Here is a 14,591-nt window from a genome sequence, read left to right on the forward strand (position 1 = left end):
TCCTGCCATGACCCATGCCCATGACCTGCTCAAAGAAGACAAGGCGCTTAAAAACGTCGCTCACAACACTCCGAAGCACGAAAAACCTCAGTTTGAGTGGAGTGCGCTGACCGCAGGCGTGATTGGCATTCCCATGACGGGAAACACCAAGGTGCGCATCGGCAGCAGCGAGCGTGATTTCGATGTCGGTGAAATCGCCGACACCGTGGGCAATGCGATCACCGATCTGCTCATGGCGCGCCAGCGTCAGAGCGAAATCTTCAATGACTCAAACCGCCAGCTGGTGCAGGCCATTTCACGTGCGGTGGCCGAGGAGGTCGCCCAGCGCACGACGGACAATGGCACTGAGGCCCCGATGCTGAGCACCAAGGAGATCTACCAGGTCATTGAGCAGGCGCTGGTACGTCACAACGCCCACGACGTGGCCCGCAGTCTTGCCGAGCGCCGCAAACGCACCGAAACTCTTGCCAACTCCGACGCCAATGACGCTGGCGCTCTCCAACCCATCATGGTCACCACCAAAGTCATTCGCCGCAACGGCCAGCTCGTTCCCTGGAACCACAACAAGATCGAGATCGCCGTGCGCAAGGCCTTCCTCTCCATGGAGATGGATTCCACGCCTGCCGTGCAGGTGGCCGAGTCAGTCAGCCGCGCCATCATCAATGACGGCAAGCAGTTCATGCACATCGAAGACGTGCAGAACCTCGTCGAAGAAGAGCTCATGAAGCAGGGCTTCTTCAAGGTCGCCCGTGCCTACATTCAGTACCGTGCGCTGCGCTCCACCATGCGCTTCGGTGAAGAAACGGCCGCCGCCATCCTGGACGAGCAGGAGTCCGACCAGCAGCAGACGCTCATCTTGGTGCGTGTTTCCCCCACGGAAACCTTCCTCTGGGACGGCCAGGATCTGAAGCGCCGCATCGACTTCGCCAGCCTGGGCCTCGACCTCTGCGTCAGCCGTGCCGAGATCGAAATGGAGCTGCGCCGCTCCATCTTCAGCGAGATCTCCGTCGAATCGCTCAAGACCACCATCATCCTCAATGCGCGCACCTTGATGGAAAAGGACGCTGACTTCGCGAAGTTCGCCGGACGCATGCTCCTCACCTACATCTATGAAGAAGTGCTCGGCTGGAGCATCGTGGATCATGGCATCGAGCAGCTGCCGAACTTCCACCGCCGTGGCTTCCGCAAGAACCTCGCCCGTGGCATCGAGATCGAGCGTCTGCACCCGCAGCTGCTCAAATACGACCTCGACAAGATCGCCGACGCCATCGACCCGGCCGCCGACATGGACTTCGACTTCCTCGGCATCCAGACGCTGTATGACCGCTACCTGATCGTCGACAAAAAGACCAAGCCTTCCAAGCGCCTTGAAACCCCGCAGCTCTTCTGGATGCGCGTGGCCATGGGCCTCTGCGTGCAGGAAAAGGAAAATGCCGAGGACAAGATCATCGCGCTGTACCGCCTCTACAAAGGCCGCCGTTTCTGCTCCAGCACACCGACGCTTTTCAACAGCGGCACGATGCACAGCCAGCTCTCCTCCTGCTACCTCTACAAGGTGGACGACAGCATCGAGTCCATCATGCAGCGCGGCATCGCGGACAATGCCTACCTTTCCAAGTGGGCGGGTGGCCTTGGTGGCTCCTGGACCGCCGTGCGCGGCACCGGCGGCTACATCAAAGGCACCAATGGCGAAAGCCAGGGCGTCATCCCCTTCCTCAAGCTGCACAATGACCAGCTCATCGCTGTCAATCAGGGTGGCAAACGCCGTGGCTCCGGCTGCGCCTACCTCGAAGTCTGGCACAACGACATCGAAGACTTCCTCCAGCTTCGTGTGAACACCGGTGACGAACGCCGCCGCACGCATGACCTGAACACCGCCAACTGGGTGCCCGACCTCTTCATGAAGCGCATGGAGAACCGCGGGTCTTGGACGCTCTTCCGTTCCAACGAAACGCCGGACTTGCACGAGCTCTACGGCAGCGCCTTTGAAAAACGCTACGTCGAATACGAAGAGATGGCCGCCAAGGGTCTGATCTTCGGGCGTGTCATGGAAGCACTCGACCTCTGGAAGAAGATGCTCAAGTCCATCTTCGAAACCGGTCATCCTTGGATCACCTTCAAGGATCCTTGCAACGTCCGCAGCCCGCAGGACCACGTGGGTGTCATCCACAGCTCCAATCTCTGCACCGAGATCACGCTGAACACCAGCCATGAAGAAACGGCCGTCTGCAACCTGGGCTCCGTCCTCATCGACAACCACCTCGACGACAACGCCAACATCGACCACTCCAAGCTGCGCGAGACCATCCGCGTCGCCGTGCGCATGCTCGACAACGTCATCGACATCAACTACTACCCCACCGAATCCGCGAAGACCGCCAACAGCCGTCATCGCCCCATCGGTCTCGGCGTCATGGGCCTCGGCTACGCGCTCTACCGCAAAGGCCTGCCCTTCGCCTCCAAGGAAGCCGTCGAGTTCAACGACGAGTTCATGGAAGCCGTGGCCTACTACGCCTATGAGGCCAGCAGCGACATCGCCGCAGAAAAAGGCACCTACTCCACCTACAAAGGCAGCAAGTGGGACCGTGGCCTCCTTCCGCAGGACACCGTGGATCTCCTCGCCAAAGAGCGCGGCCTCGACATCGACGTCCCCCGTGGCGGCAAGATGGACTGGTCCGGCCTGCGTGCGAAGATCGCCAAGAACGGCATGCGCAACAGCAACGTCCTCGCCATCGCGCCGACGGCCACCATCTCGAACATCATGGGCTCCAGCCCCTGCATCGAGCCGCTGTTCACGAACTTCTACACCAAGAGCAACCTCTCCGGCGACTTCATGGTGCTGAATCCTTACCTCGTGAAGGACCTCAAGAAGCGCGGCCTGTGGAACTCCGAGATCCAGAACAAGATCAAGTACACCGACGGCGAACTCGAAAGCATCGAGGAAGTCCCCGTGGACCTGAAGCGCAAGTACGCCACCGCCTTCGGCATCGACTGGGCCTGGCTGCTCGACGCCGCTGCACGTCGTCAGAAGTGGATCGATCAGTCCCAGAGCGTGAACCTCTTCTGCGGCGAGAGCGCCATGCAGACCCTCTCCCACATGTACCGCGCCGCCTGGCGCAAGGGTCTCAAGACCACCTACTACCTCCGCACCCGCAGCGCCTCCAACATCGAAAAAGCCACCAGCGAAGTCGAGAAGGAAAAGCGCGGCGTCGTCGGTGAGCACCACGCCGCTGTGGCCGTCGCCGCAGCAGCAGCCAAACAGTTCACCGCTGACCAGGCCCTGGCCTGCTCACTGGAGGCCATGCGCAATGGCGGGACGTGTGAGGCTTGCCAGTGATGATACGTCGTTGTTCAATCCCAACTGTTGCAACAACGGCAAATAATATATGGGCATGCAATCGCTCCGCAGGTCGCCTCTCCAACTCGATGTCGCATCAGTATCCCCGCCTTATGTCATCGCAATTGACGGCGATCATGGGGCTGGAAAAACGAAATTGGCAAAGGAACTTTCTCGCTTGGTTCCGTGCACAACTATTCATGTGGACGATTATTGTGAGGGACATAGCAAACCCTATCTCGAATTAGTGCATTGGGAGCGCCTTTCGCAGGCATTGCGAGGGTGCCAGAGTTCAATTCTTATCCTTGAAAGTGTGCTTCTTGATTACATTCTGGAGAAAGTCGAAATTATTCCAACGTATCGCATATTCATGAAGCGGATAGAATATGGCCAGTGGCCTTATTCTCATTACATTCAACCCAAAGCTAAGCTGCCTAATTCTCAACTCGACAGGGAGGTGTCCCAATATTACCGGATCCGCAGGCCTTGGGAAAAGGCAAACGAAGAGGTGTCCTTCAACGCCGTTTGAGGCGTCAAAACCCGCAGTATGGACATTGGAACCACTCGGGCTTAATTCATTTGAATTAAGCAATTAGCCTGCATCGTACATCTCTTTGACACCCTACCCAGTGATGAAGTTGTTTTGGTTTTTAATTTGGGTTTCGCTCCATTTTTTTTCTGCTGTGCGAGCAGGCGAAGATGATATGAACCTCGAAAAGCTCAGGCGCGGTGCTGAAGCAGGTGATGCTGTGTCGCAGTGGAGACTTGGCATGTGTTATTATGATGGCGTGCTTGTTAAGCCGGATGGGAAAAAGGCCATGGAGCTTTTTGAAGAGGCAGCCAAGCAAGGTCACTTGGAAGCCAAATATTGGCTGGCGGCTTCTTACTGGGCGGGTGAGATCGTTCCGCAGGATCTTCCAAAAGCTATTCAATTGATGACTGCCAATGCCAAACAAGGGCATGGCCCAGCTCAGTTAATGGTCGGCTTATTTTATTACGAGGGTGATGGGCTTCCACGTGATCATACGGAAGCAGCCAAATGGTTTAAATTGGCTGCTGAGAAGGATGTTCCGCTGGCTCAAAGCTATTTAGGATCATGTTACCAGCATGGAGAAGGCGTGGCAGTAGATCGAAAAGCTGCTTTAACATGGACGAAAAAAGCTGCTGATCACGGTGTTGCTGACGCTCAGTTCAACCTTGGGATTTTTCATTCTACTGGATTCGGTGTAGAGGTGAATCGGGAGGAAGCAGTCCGATGGTGGCTGCGTGCCGCAAACCAAAATCACGCTCAGGCTCAAGCCAATGTCGGATGGAGTTACGCAACGGGAACGGGAGTTTTCAAAGATCGCGTGACAGCTTATAAATGGCTCAATCTAGCTGCGGGACAAGGACTCGACCCTGCCAAAAGCATGCGGAAGGGTCTGGAAGCAGAAATGTCTCCGAATGAAATTGTTGAGGGTCAAAAAATTAGCAGGGATTTCAAACCCGTTGTGGATGCTCTTCACAGAATTCGGTGACCTTCCCGCCTTTCGCAGCAGCGGGAAACGACGTCAGGGTGCAAAAATCAGCAACCCTGCCTCCCCAGCCTAGTCCATCACGCCCCGACCCCAAAGCCCAACGGGCTTTCGTCATGCAGCCCAGGAGTGCCGAGCGATAGCGAGTGCTCTCCTGGGAACCGCGCCACCCACGATCCCCGCCGGATCAGGAACCTCAACGAGGTTCCGTCACTCCAGCTCACAGATGCCCTGGAGGCGGGTGGCGGCCACGCAACGATTCTTCATGCCGGATGCTCACGGCTATGGGGCGGTTCATGGCCAGTGCTGACACCGTGGCGCGCCCCGAGGGAGTGATGCCGATCAGCTCAGACGCATTCCAACGAAAGTGCAGATTCCATAGGTCACGCCGAGGATGAAACAGTGGAACCATGCCGCCGGTGTCTGGATCCGCCGCACTCACCCGCGCTGATTTGCGCAGCGAGCAAGACACACAGGCCAGGGCCAGGTTTTCAAGCTCAGTCGGTCCATCCAAACTCACCGGTTGGATATGGTCCACGTGAAAAACTGCTTCCTGACCTTCCTGAGAAAGCCCGCAGTATTCGCAGCGGTTTGCTGCGCGTTCGACCACCTGCATGCGCAAGAAGTTTGGGATGCTCATGCCGCAGCCCTGGCCTTGAGTCCCAGATAAGTCAGCGTGTCCGCCAGATCCACCAGCCCTTCGGCTTCAGCCCTTTCCTGATCGGTGAGAGTCTGTCCCGAATCCTGCTTGTCCAGCAGGGCGGTCAGCCGTTCACTGACTCCGGTGGGCAGCTTGAACCGCGCCAGATCGCCCGGCAGTTCGAGATCAAGGTGGATCGACTGTGACATGACGGGAGTTTATCGTTTGAGTCTGCCTGACGCAACCCCTCACTTCCTCACTCCCCCCCGGCAATCCGTCAGCCCCACATGGACCGGTTTTCACAAGACTGCCTCATCACAGGTATGTTCCCGGCACGGAATGCCCACGCCTGCGCTGATTTGCTTCCAGTTGCAAAGCTTTGCACACAGGCCGGGGCGAGATCGTGAAGCAGGTCAAAAGTGCTTGATAAAATACCGGATCATACCATAATATATCCATGGTGATCATACCATATACGACTGCCCCGCCGCCCGATCCCGGACCGGCGCTTTGAAGAAGAAAAAGATGCCGGCCATCATGGCATCCAAACCGGTTTCAGCATTGCCTCCAGACACCTATGGAAACACACCTGCCCATCATCATGGAAGAGATCCCCCAGCCAAGATCCATCCGCAGGAAGTGGCTGTTTCCCTCGCTGGACATCGACAGCCGTGAGATCAGCGCGGAGGTGGCCAGGCAGCGGCATTGCGATCATCTGTGGCAGGAGCCTCGTGTGGCGCTTCAGTCGGACGGCAAGCCTTTCTATCGCATCCAGTGTGCTGACTGCGGCCAGAAGCTCAGCCATTCACTCCCGCACTCCAGCGTCCCCAACCGCGAGAGGTGCCCGCCGTGGAATGAGGAGCTGTACCAGAGGCGCCTCCGCGAGGGCGCTGCTGCCTACGGGCAGTGCCGGGAAGCTGCCATCGCCAGGCGGAAGGCGGAGTGGCGGGCTGTCTATCGTCGCTATCTGGCATCCGCCGACTGGCAGTCCGTGCGCCAACGCGTTTTGAGGAGGGCCCGGGGCACTTGCGAAGGGTGCCTGGAGGCTCCGGCCAGGGAAGTCCACCATCGGACCTATGCCCATGTGGGTGATGAGCTCCTCTTCGAGCTGGTGGCGATTTGCCGCCCCTGTCATGAGCGCGTGCATCCCAAGTCTTCGACCGGCTATACGGAGCTTCTGGAACGGCACCTGGAAAACGTTCATGTTTACGGGGGGCTGAACTCAGCTTTTTAAATACCACTCCATACCACACTATAACCATGGTGATCCAGCCAGAAATGATTGCCGCGCTGCTCGCCTCGGGCAGGCGCTTTGAACTCACCCCCGAGGGTGGCGTTATCGTGGATGCGGAGCCATCCAAGGCCGGCAGGCGTGCCGAAAGGAACCGCCGCTACTATGAATCACAGCGTCTGCGCGCGTCTGAAAACGTCTTACCATCGTCTGAACCCGTCTTGGAGTGTCCTGATGCGGCTGAATCGTCTGAAAACACAACACCTCTCCCCCTCTCTCCCTCCCTCCCCCTTTCCCCTCAGACTCCCCTTTCCCCCGCCCACCCACACGCCCCCACACCTGCACAAGGGCGCGAACCCGCGTACGTACGCGAGGCCGGGACGGGTCACACAGCGCAGCCGTTGGCATCCGCCAAGGAACTCAAGCCCAAACGACGTGGACTGCCGGTGGATGACGCGATGTGGCTCGCGCACCTCGCTGCGAACCCGGCGTATCAAGCCCTCGACATCCCGGCGGAACTGGGAAAATGCACCGCCTGGTGCGAGCTGAAACAAAAGCGGCTCAGCCGTGCGAGGCTGCTGAACTGGCTGAACAAAGCGGACCCGCGCATCAGCCTCCAATGCCTGGAGTTTCCCGGCGGCGCAGAGCCCCCTGCCGGCCGTGCAACCCAGGCGGAGCTGGAGGCCTACGCGGTGCAGATCGGACTGCCGGCCAGCGATGGAGCCTCGATGTTCAACCACTGGGAGGCGAACGGATGGGTGAACGGCCAAAACGCGATCAAGGACTGGCGCGCAGGGCTGCGCAAGTGGCGGGATCAAGGCTGGCTGCCTTCGCAGAAGGTGATGCACCGGCCCGTGCCAGCGCCCTCGGCGCGCAGTGATACGGCGAACCGGCCGGGACGGTATGCGTAGGACCTCACCGAGCCCGTCAAAGCATCACGATCTCACGCTGCCATCTCGCGGATGCCTTTTTCGTGCCGGAGGCAGAGATCGCGAGTCCGCCCGGGTCTGATTTCATCGAGCACATCGCATGGGCAACGCTGCAGTTCTATACCACGAGCACTTATAAACAGGTCTGTGTGCTGGGCGCAGCAGGCTCAGGACGTAGGGCGGTCGTGTTTGGCGTCGAGCGCGTGTCCATTGACTACCGTTTCCTCCGCCAAACCGCCCGGCTATGAGCGTCTTCGCATGCCGGGGTGTTTGCCGTGCGCTCGCAGACGGGCGGGCTTCGTACTCATGCTGCCGACTGTCCCCACTTGGGGCGAATATCCCTCGCTGTTTGCAACGGCTTGATTCCTGACGGTTTCCGGGAACCTTGGCGCATGAAGGCCGCCAAACCTCTCACCATCGCCGAGCAGATGAAGGTGCTGCAATCCCGGGAGGATGTGGCGACGTTTTCGCTGGCGCATCTGGGACTGCCGCCGGAGTGGCGGGACACGAATGAAGAAGGCAACACGGAGCGCTGCCAGGAGGCGGTGAACAAGGTCTTCACGCTGACGCGCCAGGACATCGAGGACAGCCTCGCGGCCCAGGGCCTGCAGCCCGAGAACCTGCCTCCGGTGAGCACCGAGGTGGGATCAAGAGACGGCAGCTACTTCATTTCCAAACGGCGCGGCGAGTGGGAGTTCTACTATCAGGAACGCGGTTCCCCCTGGGCGGGCACCACCTTCGATGACCTCGCCGAGGCGCGGAAGTTCCTCATCAACTACTTCATCCCCGTCTGGCTGGATCACCTCCACGTGCCGTGCCGCACCAAGACAGGGAAAAAGATCTTGTCATTGTAAGCCCTGCGTTTGCCTCTGACATTTGACGGGCATCCTTCCTGTGGCGCCTGATCTTCCCTTCGTCATCGCCCGTATCGCGGCAGGACTCATGACCAACGCAGCCGAGGCATAATCTCCGTCCATGCTCCAAATCACACCTCGTGATTCAATCCCAAAAATGCTTAGACATTCCCGTGTTTATGAGTCATACCCCACGCACTTATGATTCGTGAATGGCTCAGATCCCGGCGACGTGAAAAAAAGATCACCCGAATGGAAAGGTTGTTCGGCAAGGAACCCGTGATCCGGAGCGGGCCCTTCAAAGGCATGAAGTTTTATCTGCCAGGCGAGTCTGACTCCATGATCCGCCAGCTGATCAATTCAGCCATCGTGACCAAGCTGGTGGGAAGCTTTGAAGAGCCCATCCAAGGCTGGATCCATGACATCGCCGCCAAAAAGTATGATCGCATCATCAACGTCGGCTCCGCCGAAGGCTATTACGCCGTGGGCTTTGCCTTCACCAAGGTCACGCCGCGCATTGTGGCGTTCGACATCGTCGAGCGGCCCCGGCAGATGCTGGAAAAGCTGGCCACGCTGAACAACGTCCTGCCGCAGATCGAGATCAACACCTTGTGCGACTGGAACCAGTTGGAGAAACTCTCCGGCCCGAAGACTCTGGTCTTTTGCGACATCGAAGGCGGCGAGGCCGACCTGCTGGACCCCGTCAAAGTTCCGAACTTGAAGTATTCCGATTTTATCATCGAAACACATGACTGCCTGGTGCCCGGAGTCACCAATCTGCTCATCGAACGCTTCCGCCTGACCCATCAAATCGAGGTCCAGTCGGACACCGAGCGCCAATGGAAGAAATATGACTGGCCGCTGGCTTTCACCGACCGCATGAAGCGCGGCTGGACCAACGAAGGCCGCCCCAAAGGGATGCTTTGGCTGCGCCTGACCAGCAAGCTGTAAGAGCCGCCCCGGCATCGCCTTTGCCTGCGTCAAAAGACCGCCGCAGGTCATGGCCACGTCTTCCAACGTGACCATGCTCAGGGCTTGAGTCCGCCTTAGATCGCCACTTCGGCATCTTCGTCACCCGCATCCACCAGCGACTTGGTGATCATGCCGGCAGCGACGGTGTTGTTCGTCTGTTCATCGACGAGGACGAAGCTGCCCGTGGTGCGGTTCTTGGAGTAGGGGTCGAAGAAGATCGGCGCTGCGCAGCGGATGCGGATGCAGCCGATGTCGTTGAGGGAGAACTCCTTGCTCTCAGTGGTTTTTTCCAGCGTGCTGATGTTCACCTTGTAGAGCACGTCCGTGACGACGGCGCGCACATCATTGGTGGTGTGGCGCAGATGGAAGCGGCTGCGTGGCTTGAGCGTTTTCTTGTCGGCGAACCAGCAGATCATGGCATCAAACTCATGGCTCGTCTGCGTGGGCTCGTTGGCCTTCACGATCATGCCGCCACGGCTGGTGTCGATTTCATCGGCCACGGTGATGCTGTAGCTGAGCTGCGGGATGGCTTCTTCCTGCGGGCCTTCATAGGTGTGAATGCCGGTGATCTTCGACTTCATCTCGGACGGGTACACGAGCACGTCATCGCCCACTTTGAAGGTGCCGCTGGCCATGCGGCCGGCGAAGCCACGGTAGTCATGCAGATTGCCCAGCTTGGCGTCTTCACGGTCGGAGATCGGGCGAATGACCCACTGCACGGCGAAGCGGGCTTCATCCGCAGCGGTTTCGCTGTGCACCTGGACGGTTTCAAGATGCTGCAGAAGCGAAGGGCCGGTGTACCACGGGGTGTTCTCGGACTTGTCCACGACGTTGTCACCATTGAGCGCGCTCATCGGGATCGGCGTGACCTTTGGCAGTTGATCGAGGCCTTTGGCGAAGGCCTGGAAGTCAGCGACGATCTTGTTATAAACGGCCTCGTCGAAATCCACGAGGTCCATCTTGTTCACCGCCAGCACGATGTGGCCGATGCGCAGCAGGCTCGCGAGGAAGGTGTGGCGCATGGTCTGCTCGATGACACCGAGACGGGCATCGATCAGGATGATCGCGAGATCTGCGGTGGAGGCACCCGTGACCATGTTGCGGGTGTACTGAATGTGGCCCGGAGTATCCGCGATGATGAACTTGCGCTTTGGCGTGGCGAAGTAGCGGTAGGCCACGTCAATCGTGATGCCCTGCTCGCGCTCGGCACGCAGACCATCGGTGAGCAGCGCGAGATTCACGTGGGCATCGCCACGACGCTTGGAGGATTCTTCGACGGCGAGAAGCTGGTCTTCGAAGATGGATTTGGAATCATACAGCAAGCGGCCGATGAGGGTGCTTTTGCCATCGTCCACACTGCCAGCAGTGGTGAAACGAAGAAGAGAGGATTCAGTAGGGTTGAGAGTGGTGGTGGTCATAATTCAGTCAATTCTGCGCTGCCAGTAATCAGGGCGGCGTTTGTCGTGGGCCACGGCGATAATGATGACGTTTGTGGCGGACGGGAGGTAGATGAGGTTGAAAGGGTAGCGATCCACTCGCACGGCACGAGCTTTGCTCTGTTTAGCGACGGGATGGAAATGGCCAGGAGTGTTGCTGATTTTGTCGAGTGTGGCGGACACTTCCTCAAGGAACTCTGAGGCGGCCCGCTCACTGTGTTTTTGATACCAGGAATAGCTTTGCTTGAGGTCGCGTCTTGCGCCGGCGTGGAAGTGAAACGTCATGAGTCTGTCCGCACCTGAGCTCGAAGCTCGGCCAACACTTGTTCAGCCGGGATAAGTTCCGCCGTTCCCGACTCGACTTCACCTATGCGGCGATTGATTTCTTCCATCCACTCCGGTGAAAGCGAAACCTCCCTGTCATCAGCATTCTCGCCACCATGCAGGCGATCAGACAAACGATTCAGCAGCTCATACTGATCGTCGATAGGAAGCTGCTCAGAGACTTCCAAGAATGACTCAATGGTAAGTGGAGGATTTGCAGTCATAGCCAGGAGAATAGCACGATTTCAGGAATCAGAAATAGCCCTCTTTTTTGCGGTCCTCCATGGCGGTTTCGCTGCGCTTGTCATCGGCACGTGTACCGCGCTCGGTCTGGCGTGCAGCGGCGACTTCGGCGACGATTTCATCAATCGTGCTGGCGGTGGATTCGACGGCGCCGGTGCAGGTGACGTCGCCCACGGTGCGGAAGCGGATGGTCATTTCCTTCACCTTCGGCTTTTCTTCATCGTGCAGCGGGATGATGCCGGTGCCGGCGTCGAGAAGCTGGCCTTGGCGGTCGATGATCTTGCGCTGATGGCTGAAGTAGAGGCTTGGCAGCGGGATGTTTTCCTGACGGATGTACTGCCAGATGTCCATCTCGGTCCAGTTGCTCAGCGGGAAGACGCGGAAGTGCTCGCCGAAGTGTTTGCGACCATTGAAGATGTTCCACAGCTCGGGGCGCTGGTTCTTGGGGTCCCACTGGCCGAACTCATCGCGGTGGCTGAAGAAGCGCTCCTTGGCGCGGGCTTTTTCTTCATCACGGCGACCGCCGCCAAGGCAGGCGTCATACTTATTTTCCTCGATGGTGTCGAGCAGGGTGACGGTCTGCAGTTTGTTGCGGCTGGCGTTGTAGCCTTTTTCCTCCTGCACACGCCCATCGTCGATGGACTTCTGCACCAGACCGACTGTCAGCGTGGCGCCGATCTCCTGCACGAACCAGTCGCGATACTCGATGGCTTCGGGGAAGTTGTGGCCGGTGTCCACATGCAGCAATGGGAAGGGCAGCCTCGAAGGATGAAAGGCTTTGCGCGCCAGCCAGGCCATGACGATGGAGTCTTTGCCACCGGAGAACAGCAGTGCGGGCTTCTGGAACTGCGCGGCCGTTTCGCGCAGGATGTAGATGGCCTCGGATTCGAGGAATTGGAGATGGGTGATCGCGGACATGAGACGGGTGAATTAAAGGATCTTGAAAATGCGGAGGGAATTGATGACGACGATCAGCAGACCGACCAGCACCATGAAGGGCTTGTGCGGGATGTGTTTCGCGGACCACGCAGCGAGGGGCGCAGCGATGACACCGCCGATGGCGAGCGCAAGGATGATGTTCCAATGCGTGAGGCCGATGGTCAGGAAGAAGGTGATGGAAGCAGCGAGCGTGACGAAGAACTCGACGGCGTTCACACTGCCCACGGTGATGCGCGTGTCATTGCCACGGATGATGAGGTTGGAGGCGACGATGGGCCCCCAGCCGCCGCCGCACATCGCATCCACCAACGCGCCGAAAAATCCCAGCGGGGCGAGATGGGTGGTGACCTTGCGCGGTGGGACACGGGTGAATGCCTTGGCAATGATCACCGCGCCCATGATCACAAGATAGACGGAGATGTAGGGCTTGAGCACCTTGCCGTCGATTGAGGTGAGGATGTAGGCACCCACCACCGCACCGATGACCGCAGGAATGAGCAGCCGGCGAAACAACACGCGGTCCACATTGCCAAACGCATGATGAGAGATGCCCGAGGCCCCCGTGGTGAAACATTCCGCTGCATGCACGGTGGCGCTGACGACCTGGGGTGACACACCGAAAACGGACAGCAAGGAGGAGGCGCTGACGCCGTAGGCCATGCCGAGTGCTCCGTCGATCAATTGAGCGACGAAGCCGGCCAGGACGTACAGAAGGAAATGATCAGGCAGTTCCATGAACGCTTACGCTTTGTCGGTGACGAGCTTGGCGTGCAGGCCGCATTCGTGCTTTTCGTCGCCTTTGGCAGGATCGTAGTAGGTACGCTCGTTCGGCAGATTGTGCTCAAGCAGGTAGGCATCCATCTCAACGGGCGTCCACTCGAGGATGGGGTTCACCTTGAGGCAGTTGAATTTGGCATCCCACATGAAGGGCTGCAGCGTGGCGGCACGCTGAGGATTCTGCTCCTTGCGCAGGGCGGTGATCCAGACCTTCGGAGCGAGCTCGCGCATGCCGCGCTCAAAGGGCTCCAGCTTCATGATGCGGCTGAAGGATTCCACGCGCTCGACTTCATCCGGCATCGGCACCTGGCCGCCGTTGAGCGCCAGCCAGTGGGCGGCGGTCATTTTCGGCAGGTAGGGCAGCAGATTGAGGCCCAGCCTGACGCGGCTCTTCTCGGCGAAGAGGTAGGTTTCAGGGAGATTGGTACCGTGATCCACCCAGAGGATCGGGATGTCCTGACTCTGCTCAGTCGCGAGATGCAGGATCACAGCCTCATACGGACGGAAATTCGTGGTGACGATGGCCCCGCCGCCGGCATGAGCGAGGGCGGTCTTGATGATTTCCTGGGGCGACTGGCCACGGGCGGCATCGTTGAGAGCTTGGATTTGGTCGGGATTCATGCGAGGGGCGCGGAGTATTCACCTGATTCCCGATGTGTAAAGTAGGAAATAGGACTTTACGACGGAATTTGGGCAAGAAAAAGGGCGCGGAGGTGATCCGCGCCCTGATGAAAATAACTGTTCGATCGCTTATGCCACGAGGGCAGCGGCTGGCTCAGCAGCAACAGGCTCGACATTCACACGACGGCCATCCTTGTCGAAAAGGACTCGGCCAGCCACGAGAGCGAAGATGGTGTGGTCACGGCCAAGACCGACGTTGCGGCCTGGAACCCACTTCGTGCCACGCTGGCGGAGGATGATGTTGCCACCGATGACGGCTTCGCCGCCGAATTTCTTGACGCCAAGACGCTTGCTCTGGCTGTCGCGACCGTTTTTGACGGAACCTTGTCCTTTTTTATGGGCCATAAGAAGAGAGTATTAAGGGATTAAGCGTTGATGGCGGTGATCTGCACGAGGGTCAGCGGCTGGCGGTGACCACGAGTCTTGTGGAAGCCCTTGCGCTTGCGGAACTTGAAGGTGGTGGCCTTGTCAGCTCTGTGCTGCTTGATCACTTTGGCGGAGACGCTGGCGCCTGCCAGGGTCGGAGCGCCCACGGTGATGCTGCTGCCTTCGCCGGCGGCGAGCACTTGGTCGAAGGTCGCGGTGTCGCCTTCTGCAGCTTCGAGTTTCTCCACGTCGAACTTGTCGCCCACGGAGACTTTGTACTGCTTGCCGCCTGTTTTGATGATTGCGTATGCCATAACCTGAAAAGTAAGAGTTGCCCCGTCATTTTGG

The 14,591-nt window shown here is 58.6% G+C and carries 17 protein-coding genes; 7 read left to right on the forward strand and 10 right to left on the reverse strand.

Translation table 11 applies throughout. The features are described from left to right. The first annotated feature begins 7 nt into the window (after nucleotides 1-7). From WAW39_RS04370 to WAW39_RS04380, 3 genes are all read left to right on the forward strand, one after another. Nucleotides 8-3,337 (forward strand): ribonucleoside-diphosphate reductase subunit alpha, encoded by a 3,330-nt coding sequence (locus tag WAW39_RS04370; protein WP_422316160.1) that lies wholly within the window; start codon nucleotides 8-10, stop codon nucleotides 3,335-3,337. Nucleotides 3,338-3,392: 55 nt separating this feature from the next. After that, nucleotides 3,393-3,866 carry a hypothetical protein gene (locus tag WAW39_RS04375; RefSeq protein ID WP_422316162.1) on the forward strand — a complete coding sequence of 158 codons (474 nt, stop codon included), beginning with the start codon at nucleotides 3,393-3,395 and terminating at the stop codon, nucleotides 3,864-3,866. 103 nt (nucleotides 3,867-3,969) lie between these two features. After that, entirely contained in the window at nucleotides 3,970-4,854 is an 885-nt protein-coding gene (locus WAW39_RS04380) for a tetratricopeptide repeat protein (RefSeq protein ID WP_422316164.1), read from the forward strand. A 217-nt stretch (nucleotides 4,855-5,071) separates the two neighbouring features. On the opposite strand, the gene WAW39_RS04385 is transcribed toward WAW39_RS04380, so the two are convergent. Next, nucleotides 5,072-5,491: an HNH endonuclease gene (locus WAW39_RS04385; RefSeq protein ID WP_422316166.1), complete on the reverse strand. Its 420-nt coding sequence runs from the start codon at nucleotides 5,489-5,491 to the stop codon at nucleotides 5,072-5,074. Continuing rightward, nucleotides 5,488-5,700 (reverse strand): hypothetical protein, encoded by a 213-nt coding sequence (locus tag WAW39_RS04390; protein ID WP_422316168.1) that lies wholly within the window; start codon nucleotides 5,698-5,700, stop codon nucleotides 5,488-5,490. Before WAW39_RS04390 ends, WAW39_RS04385 begins: the two co-directional genes overlap by 4 nt. A 368-nt stretch (nucleotides 5,701-6,068) precedes the next feature. On the opposite strand from WAW39_RS04390, the gene WAW39_RS04395 reads away from it, so the two are divergent. The 4 genes from WAW39_RS04395 to WAW39_RS04410 all read left to right on the forward strand — a co-directional run bounded on the left by WAW39_RS04395 (nucleotide 6,069) and on the right by WAW39_RS04410 (nucleotide 9,456). Then, the gene (locus WAW39_RS04395; RefSeq protein ID WP_422316170.1) at nucleotides 6,069-6,725 is read left to right on the forward strand and encodes an HNH endonuclease; all 657 of its coding nucleotides are present in this window, start codon (nucleotides 6,069-6,071) and stop codon (nucleotides 6,723-6,725) included. Nucleotides 6,726-6,751: 26 nt separating this feature from the next. Then, nucleotides 6,752-7,633 (forward strand): hypothetical protein, encoded by an 882-nt coding sequence (locus WAW39_RS04400; protein ID WP_422316172.1) that lies wholly within the window; start codon nucleotides 6,752-6,754, stop codon nucleotides 7,631-7,633. Between the two features lie 410 nt (nucleotides 7,634-8,043). Then, entirely contained in the window at nucleotides 8,044-8,505 is a 462-nt protein-coding gene (locus WAW39_RS04405; protein WP_422316174.1) for a hypothetical protein, read from the forward strand. Nucleotides 8,506-8,757: 252 nt separating this feature from the next. After that, entirely contained in the window at nucleotides 8,758-9,456 is a 699-nt protein-coding gene (locus tag WAW39_RS04410) for a hypothetical protein (protein ID WP_422316176.1), read from the forward strand. Between the two features lie 95 nt (nucleotides 9,457-9,551). On the opposite strand, the gene WAW39_RS04415 is transcribed toward WAW39_RS04410, so the two are convergent. From WAW39_RS04415 to rplU, 8 genes are all read right to left on the reverse strand, one after another. After that, nucleotides 9,552-10,895 carry a sulfate adenylyltransferase subunit 1 gene (locus WAW39_RS04415; RefSeq protein WP_422316178.1) on the reverse strand — a complete coding sequence of 448 codons (1,344 nt, stop codon included), beginning with the start codon at nucleotides 10,893-10,895 and terminating at the stop codon, nucleotides 9,552-9,554. 3 nt (nucleotides 10,896-10,898) lie between these two features. Further along, nucleotides 10,899-11,198, reverse strand: coding sequence for a type II toxin-antitoxin system RelE/ParE family toxin (locus tag WAW39_RS04420; protein WP_422316180.1), 300 nt, complete (start codon nucleotides 11,196-11,198; stop codon nucleotides 10,899-10,901). After that, nucleotides 11,195-11,461 carry an addiction module protein gene (locus WAW39_RS04425; RefSeq protein WP_422316182.1) on the reverse strand — a complete coding sequence of 89 codons (267 nt, stop codon included), beginning with the start codon at nucleotides 11,459-11,461 and terminating at the stop codon, nucleotides 11,195-11,197. The genes WAW39_RS04420 and WAW39_RS04425 overlap by 4 nt, the downstream gene beginning before the upstream one ends. 28 nt (nucleotides 11,462-11,489) lie before the next feature. Continuing rightward, nucleotides 11,490-12,398 carry a sulfate adenylyltransferase subunit CysD gene (cysD, locus tag WAW39_RS04430; RefSeq protein WP_422316184.1) on the reverse strand — a complete coding sequence of 303 codons (909 nt, stop codon included), beginning with the start codon at nucleotides 12,396-12,398 and terminating at the stop codon, nucleotides 11,490-11,492. Between the two features lie 12 nt (nucleotides 12,399-12,410). After that, nucleotides 12,411-13,154, reverse strand: coding sequence for a sulfite exporter TauE/SafE family protein (locus WAW39_RS04435; protein ID WP_422316186.1), 744 nt, complete (start codon nucleotides 13,152-13,154; stop codon nucleotides 12,411-12,413). A 6-nt stretch (nucleotides 13,155-13,160) separates the two neighbouring features. Next, the gene (locus WAW39_RS04440) at nucleotides 13,161-13,817 is read right to left on the reverse strand and encodes a phosphoadenosine phosphosulfate reductase family protein (protein WP_422316188.1); all 657 of its coding nucleotides are present in this window, start codon (nucleotides 13,815-13,817) and stop codon (nucleotides 13,161-13,163) included. Nucleotides 13,818-13,946: 129 nt separating this feature from the next. Then, nucleotides 13,947-14,222: a 50S ribosomal protein L27 gene (rpmA, locus tag WAW39_RS04445; RefSeq protein ID WP_300932427.1), complete on the reverse strand. Its 276-nt coding sequence runs from the start codon at nucleotides 14,220-14,222 to the stop codon at nucleotides 13,947-13,949. 20 nt (nucleotides 14,223-14,242) lie between these two features. Further along, the gene (rplU, locus tag WAW39_RS04450) at nucleotides 14,243-14,557 is read right to left on the reverse strand and encodes a 50S ribosomal protein L21 (protein WP_422316192.1); all 315 of its coding nucleotides are present in this window, start codon (nucleotides 14,555-14,557) and stop codon (nucleotides 14,243-14,245) included. Nucleotides 14,558-14,591: the final 34 nt, after the last annotated feature.

The organism is Prosthecobacter sp., from assembly GCF_049294395.1.
Classification (GTDB): Bacteria; Verrucomicrobiota; Verrucomicrobiia; order Verrucomicrobiales; family Verrucomicrobiaceae; genus Prosthecobacter.

Coding starts and splice junctions, on each gene's coding strand:
- WAW39_RS04385 (WP_422316166.1), bottom strand. CDS start 5,491: ATGAGCATCCCAAACTTCTTGCGCATGCAGGTGGTCGAACGCGCAGCA.
- WAW39_RS04380 (WP_422316164.1), top strand. CDS start 3,970: ATGAAGTTGTTTTGGTTTTTAATTTGGGTTTCGCTCCATTTTTTTTCT.
- rplU (WP_422316192.1), bottom strand. CDS start 14,557: ATGGCATACGCAATCATCAAAACAGGCGGCAAGCAGTACAAAGTCTCC.
- WAW39_RS04440 (WP_422316188.1), bottom strand. CDS start 13,817: ATGAATCCCGACCAAATCCAAGCTCTCAACGATGCCGCCCGTGGCCAG.
- WAW39_RS04390 (WP_422316168.1), bottom strand. CDS start 5,700: ATGTCACAGTCGATCCACCTTGATCTCGAACTGCCGGGCGATCTGGCG.
- WAW39_RS04410 (WP_422316176.1), top strand. CDS start 8,758: ATGGAAAGGTTGTTCGGCAAGGAACCCGTGATCCGGAGCGGGCCCTTC.
- rpmA (WP_300932427.1), bottom strand. CDS start 14,222: ATGGCCCATAAAAAAGGACAAGGTTCCGTCAAAAACGGTCGCGACAGC.
- WAW39_RS04420 (WP_422316180.1), bottom strand. CDS start 11,198: ATGACGTTTCACTTCCACGCCGGCGCAAGACGCGACCTCAAGCAAAGC.
- WAW39_RS04425 (WP_422316182.1), bottom strand. CDS start 11,461: ATGACTGCAAATCCTCCACTTACCATTGAGTCATTCTTGGAAGTCTCT.
- WAW39_RS04375 (WP_422316162.1), top strand. CDS start 3,393: ATGCAATCGCTCCGCAGGTCGCCTCTCCAACTCGATGTCGCATCAGTA.
- WAW39_RS04435 (WP_422316186.1), bottom strand. CDS start 13,154: ATGGAACTGCCTGATCATTTCCTTCTGTACGTCCTGGCCGGCTTCGTC.
- WAW39_RS04405 (WP_422316174.1), top strand. CDS start 8,044: ATGAAGGCCGCCAAACCTCTCACCATCGCCGAGCAGATGAAGGTGCTG.
- WAW39_RS04395 (WP_422316170.1), top strand. CDS start 6,069: ATGGAAACACACCTGCCCATCATCATGGAAGAGATCCCCCAGCCAAGA.
- cysD (WP_422316184.1), bottom strand. CDS start 12,398: ATGTCCGCGATCACCCATCTCCAATTCCTCGAATCCGAGGCCATCTAC.
- WAW39_RS04415 (WP_422316178.1), bottom strand. CDS start 10,895: ATGACCACCACCACTCTCAACCCTACTGAATCCTCTCTTCTTCGTTTC.
- WAW39_RS04400 (WP_422316172.1), top strand. CDS start 6,752: ATGGTGATCCAGCCAGAAATGATTGCCGCGCTGCTCGCCTCGGGCAGG.
- WAW39_RS04370 (WP_422316160.1), top strand. CDS start 8: ATGACCCATGCCCATGACCTGCTCAAAGAAGACAAGGCGCTTAAAAAC.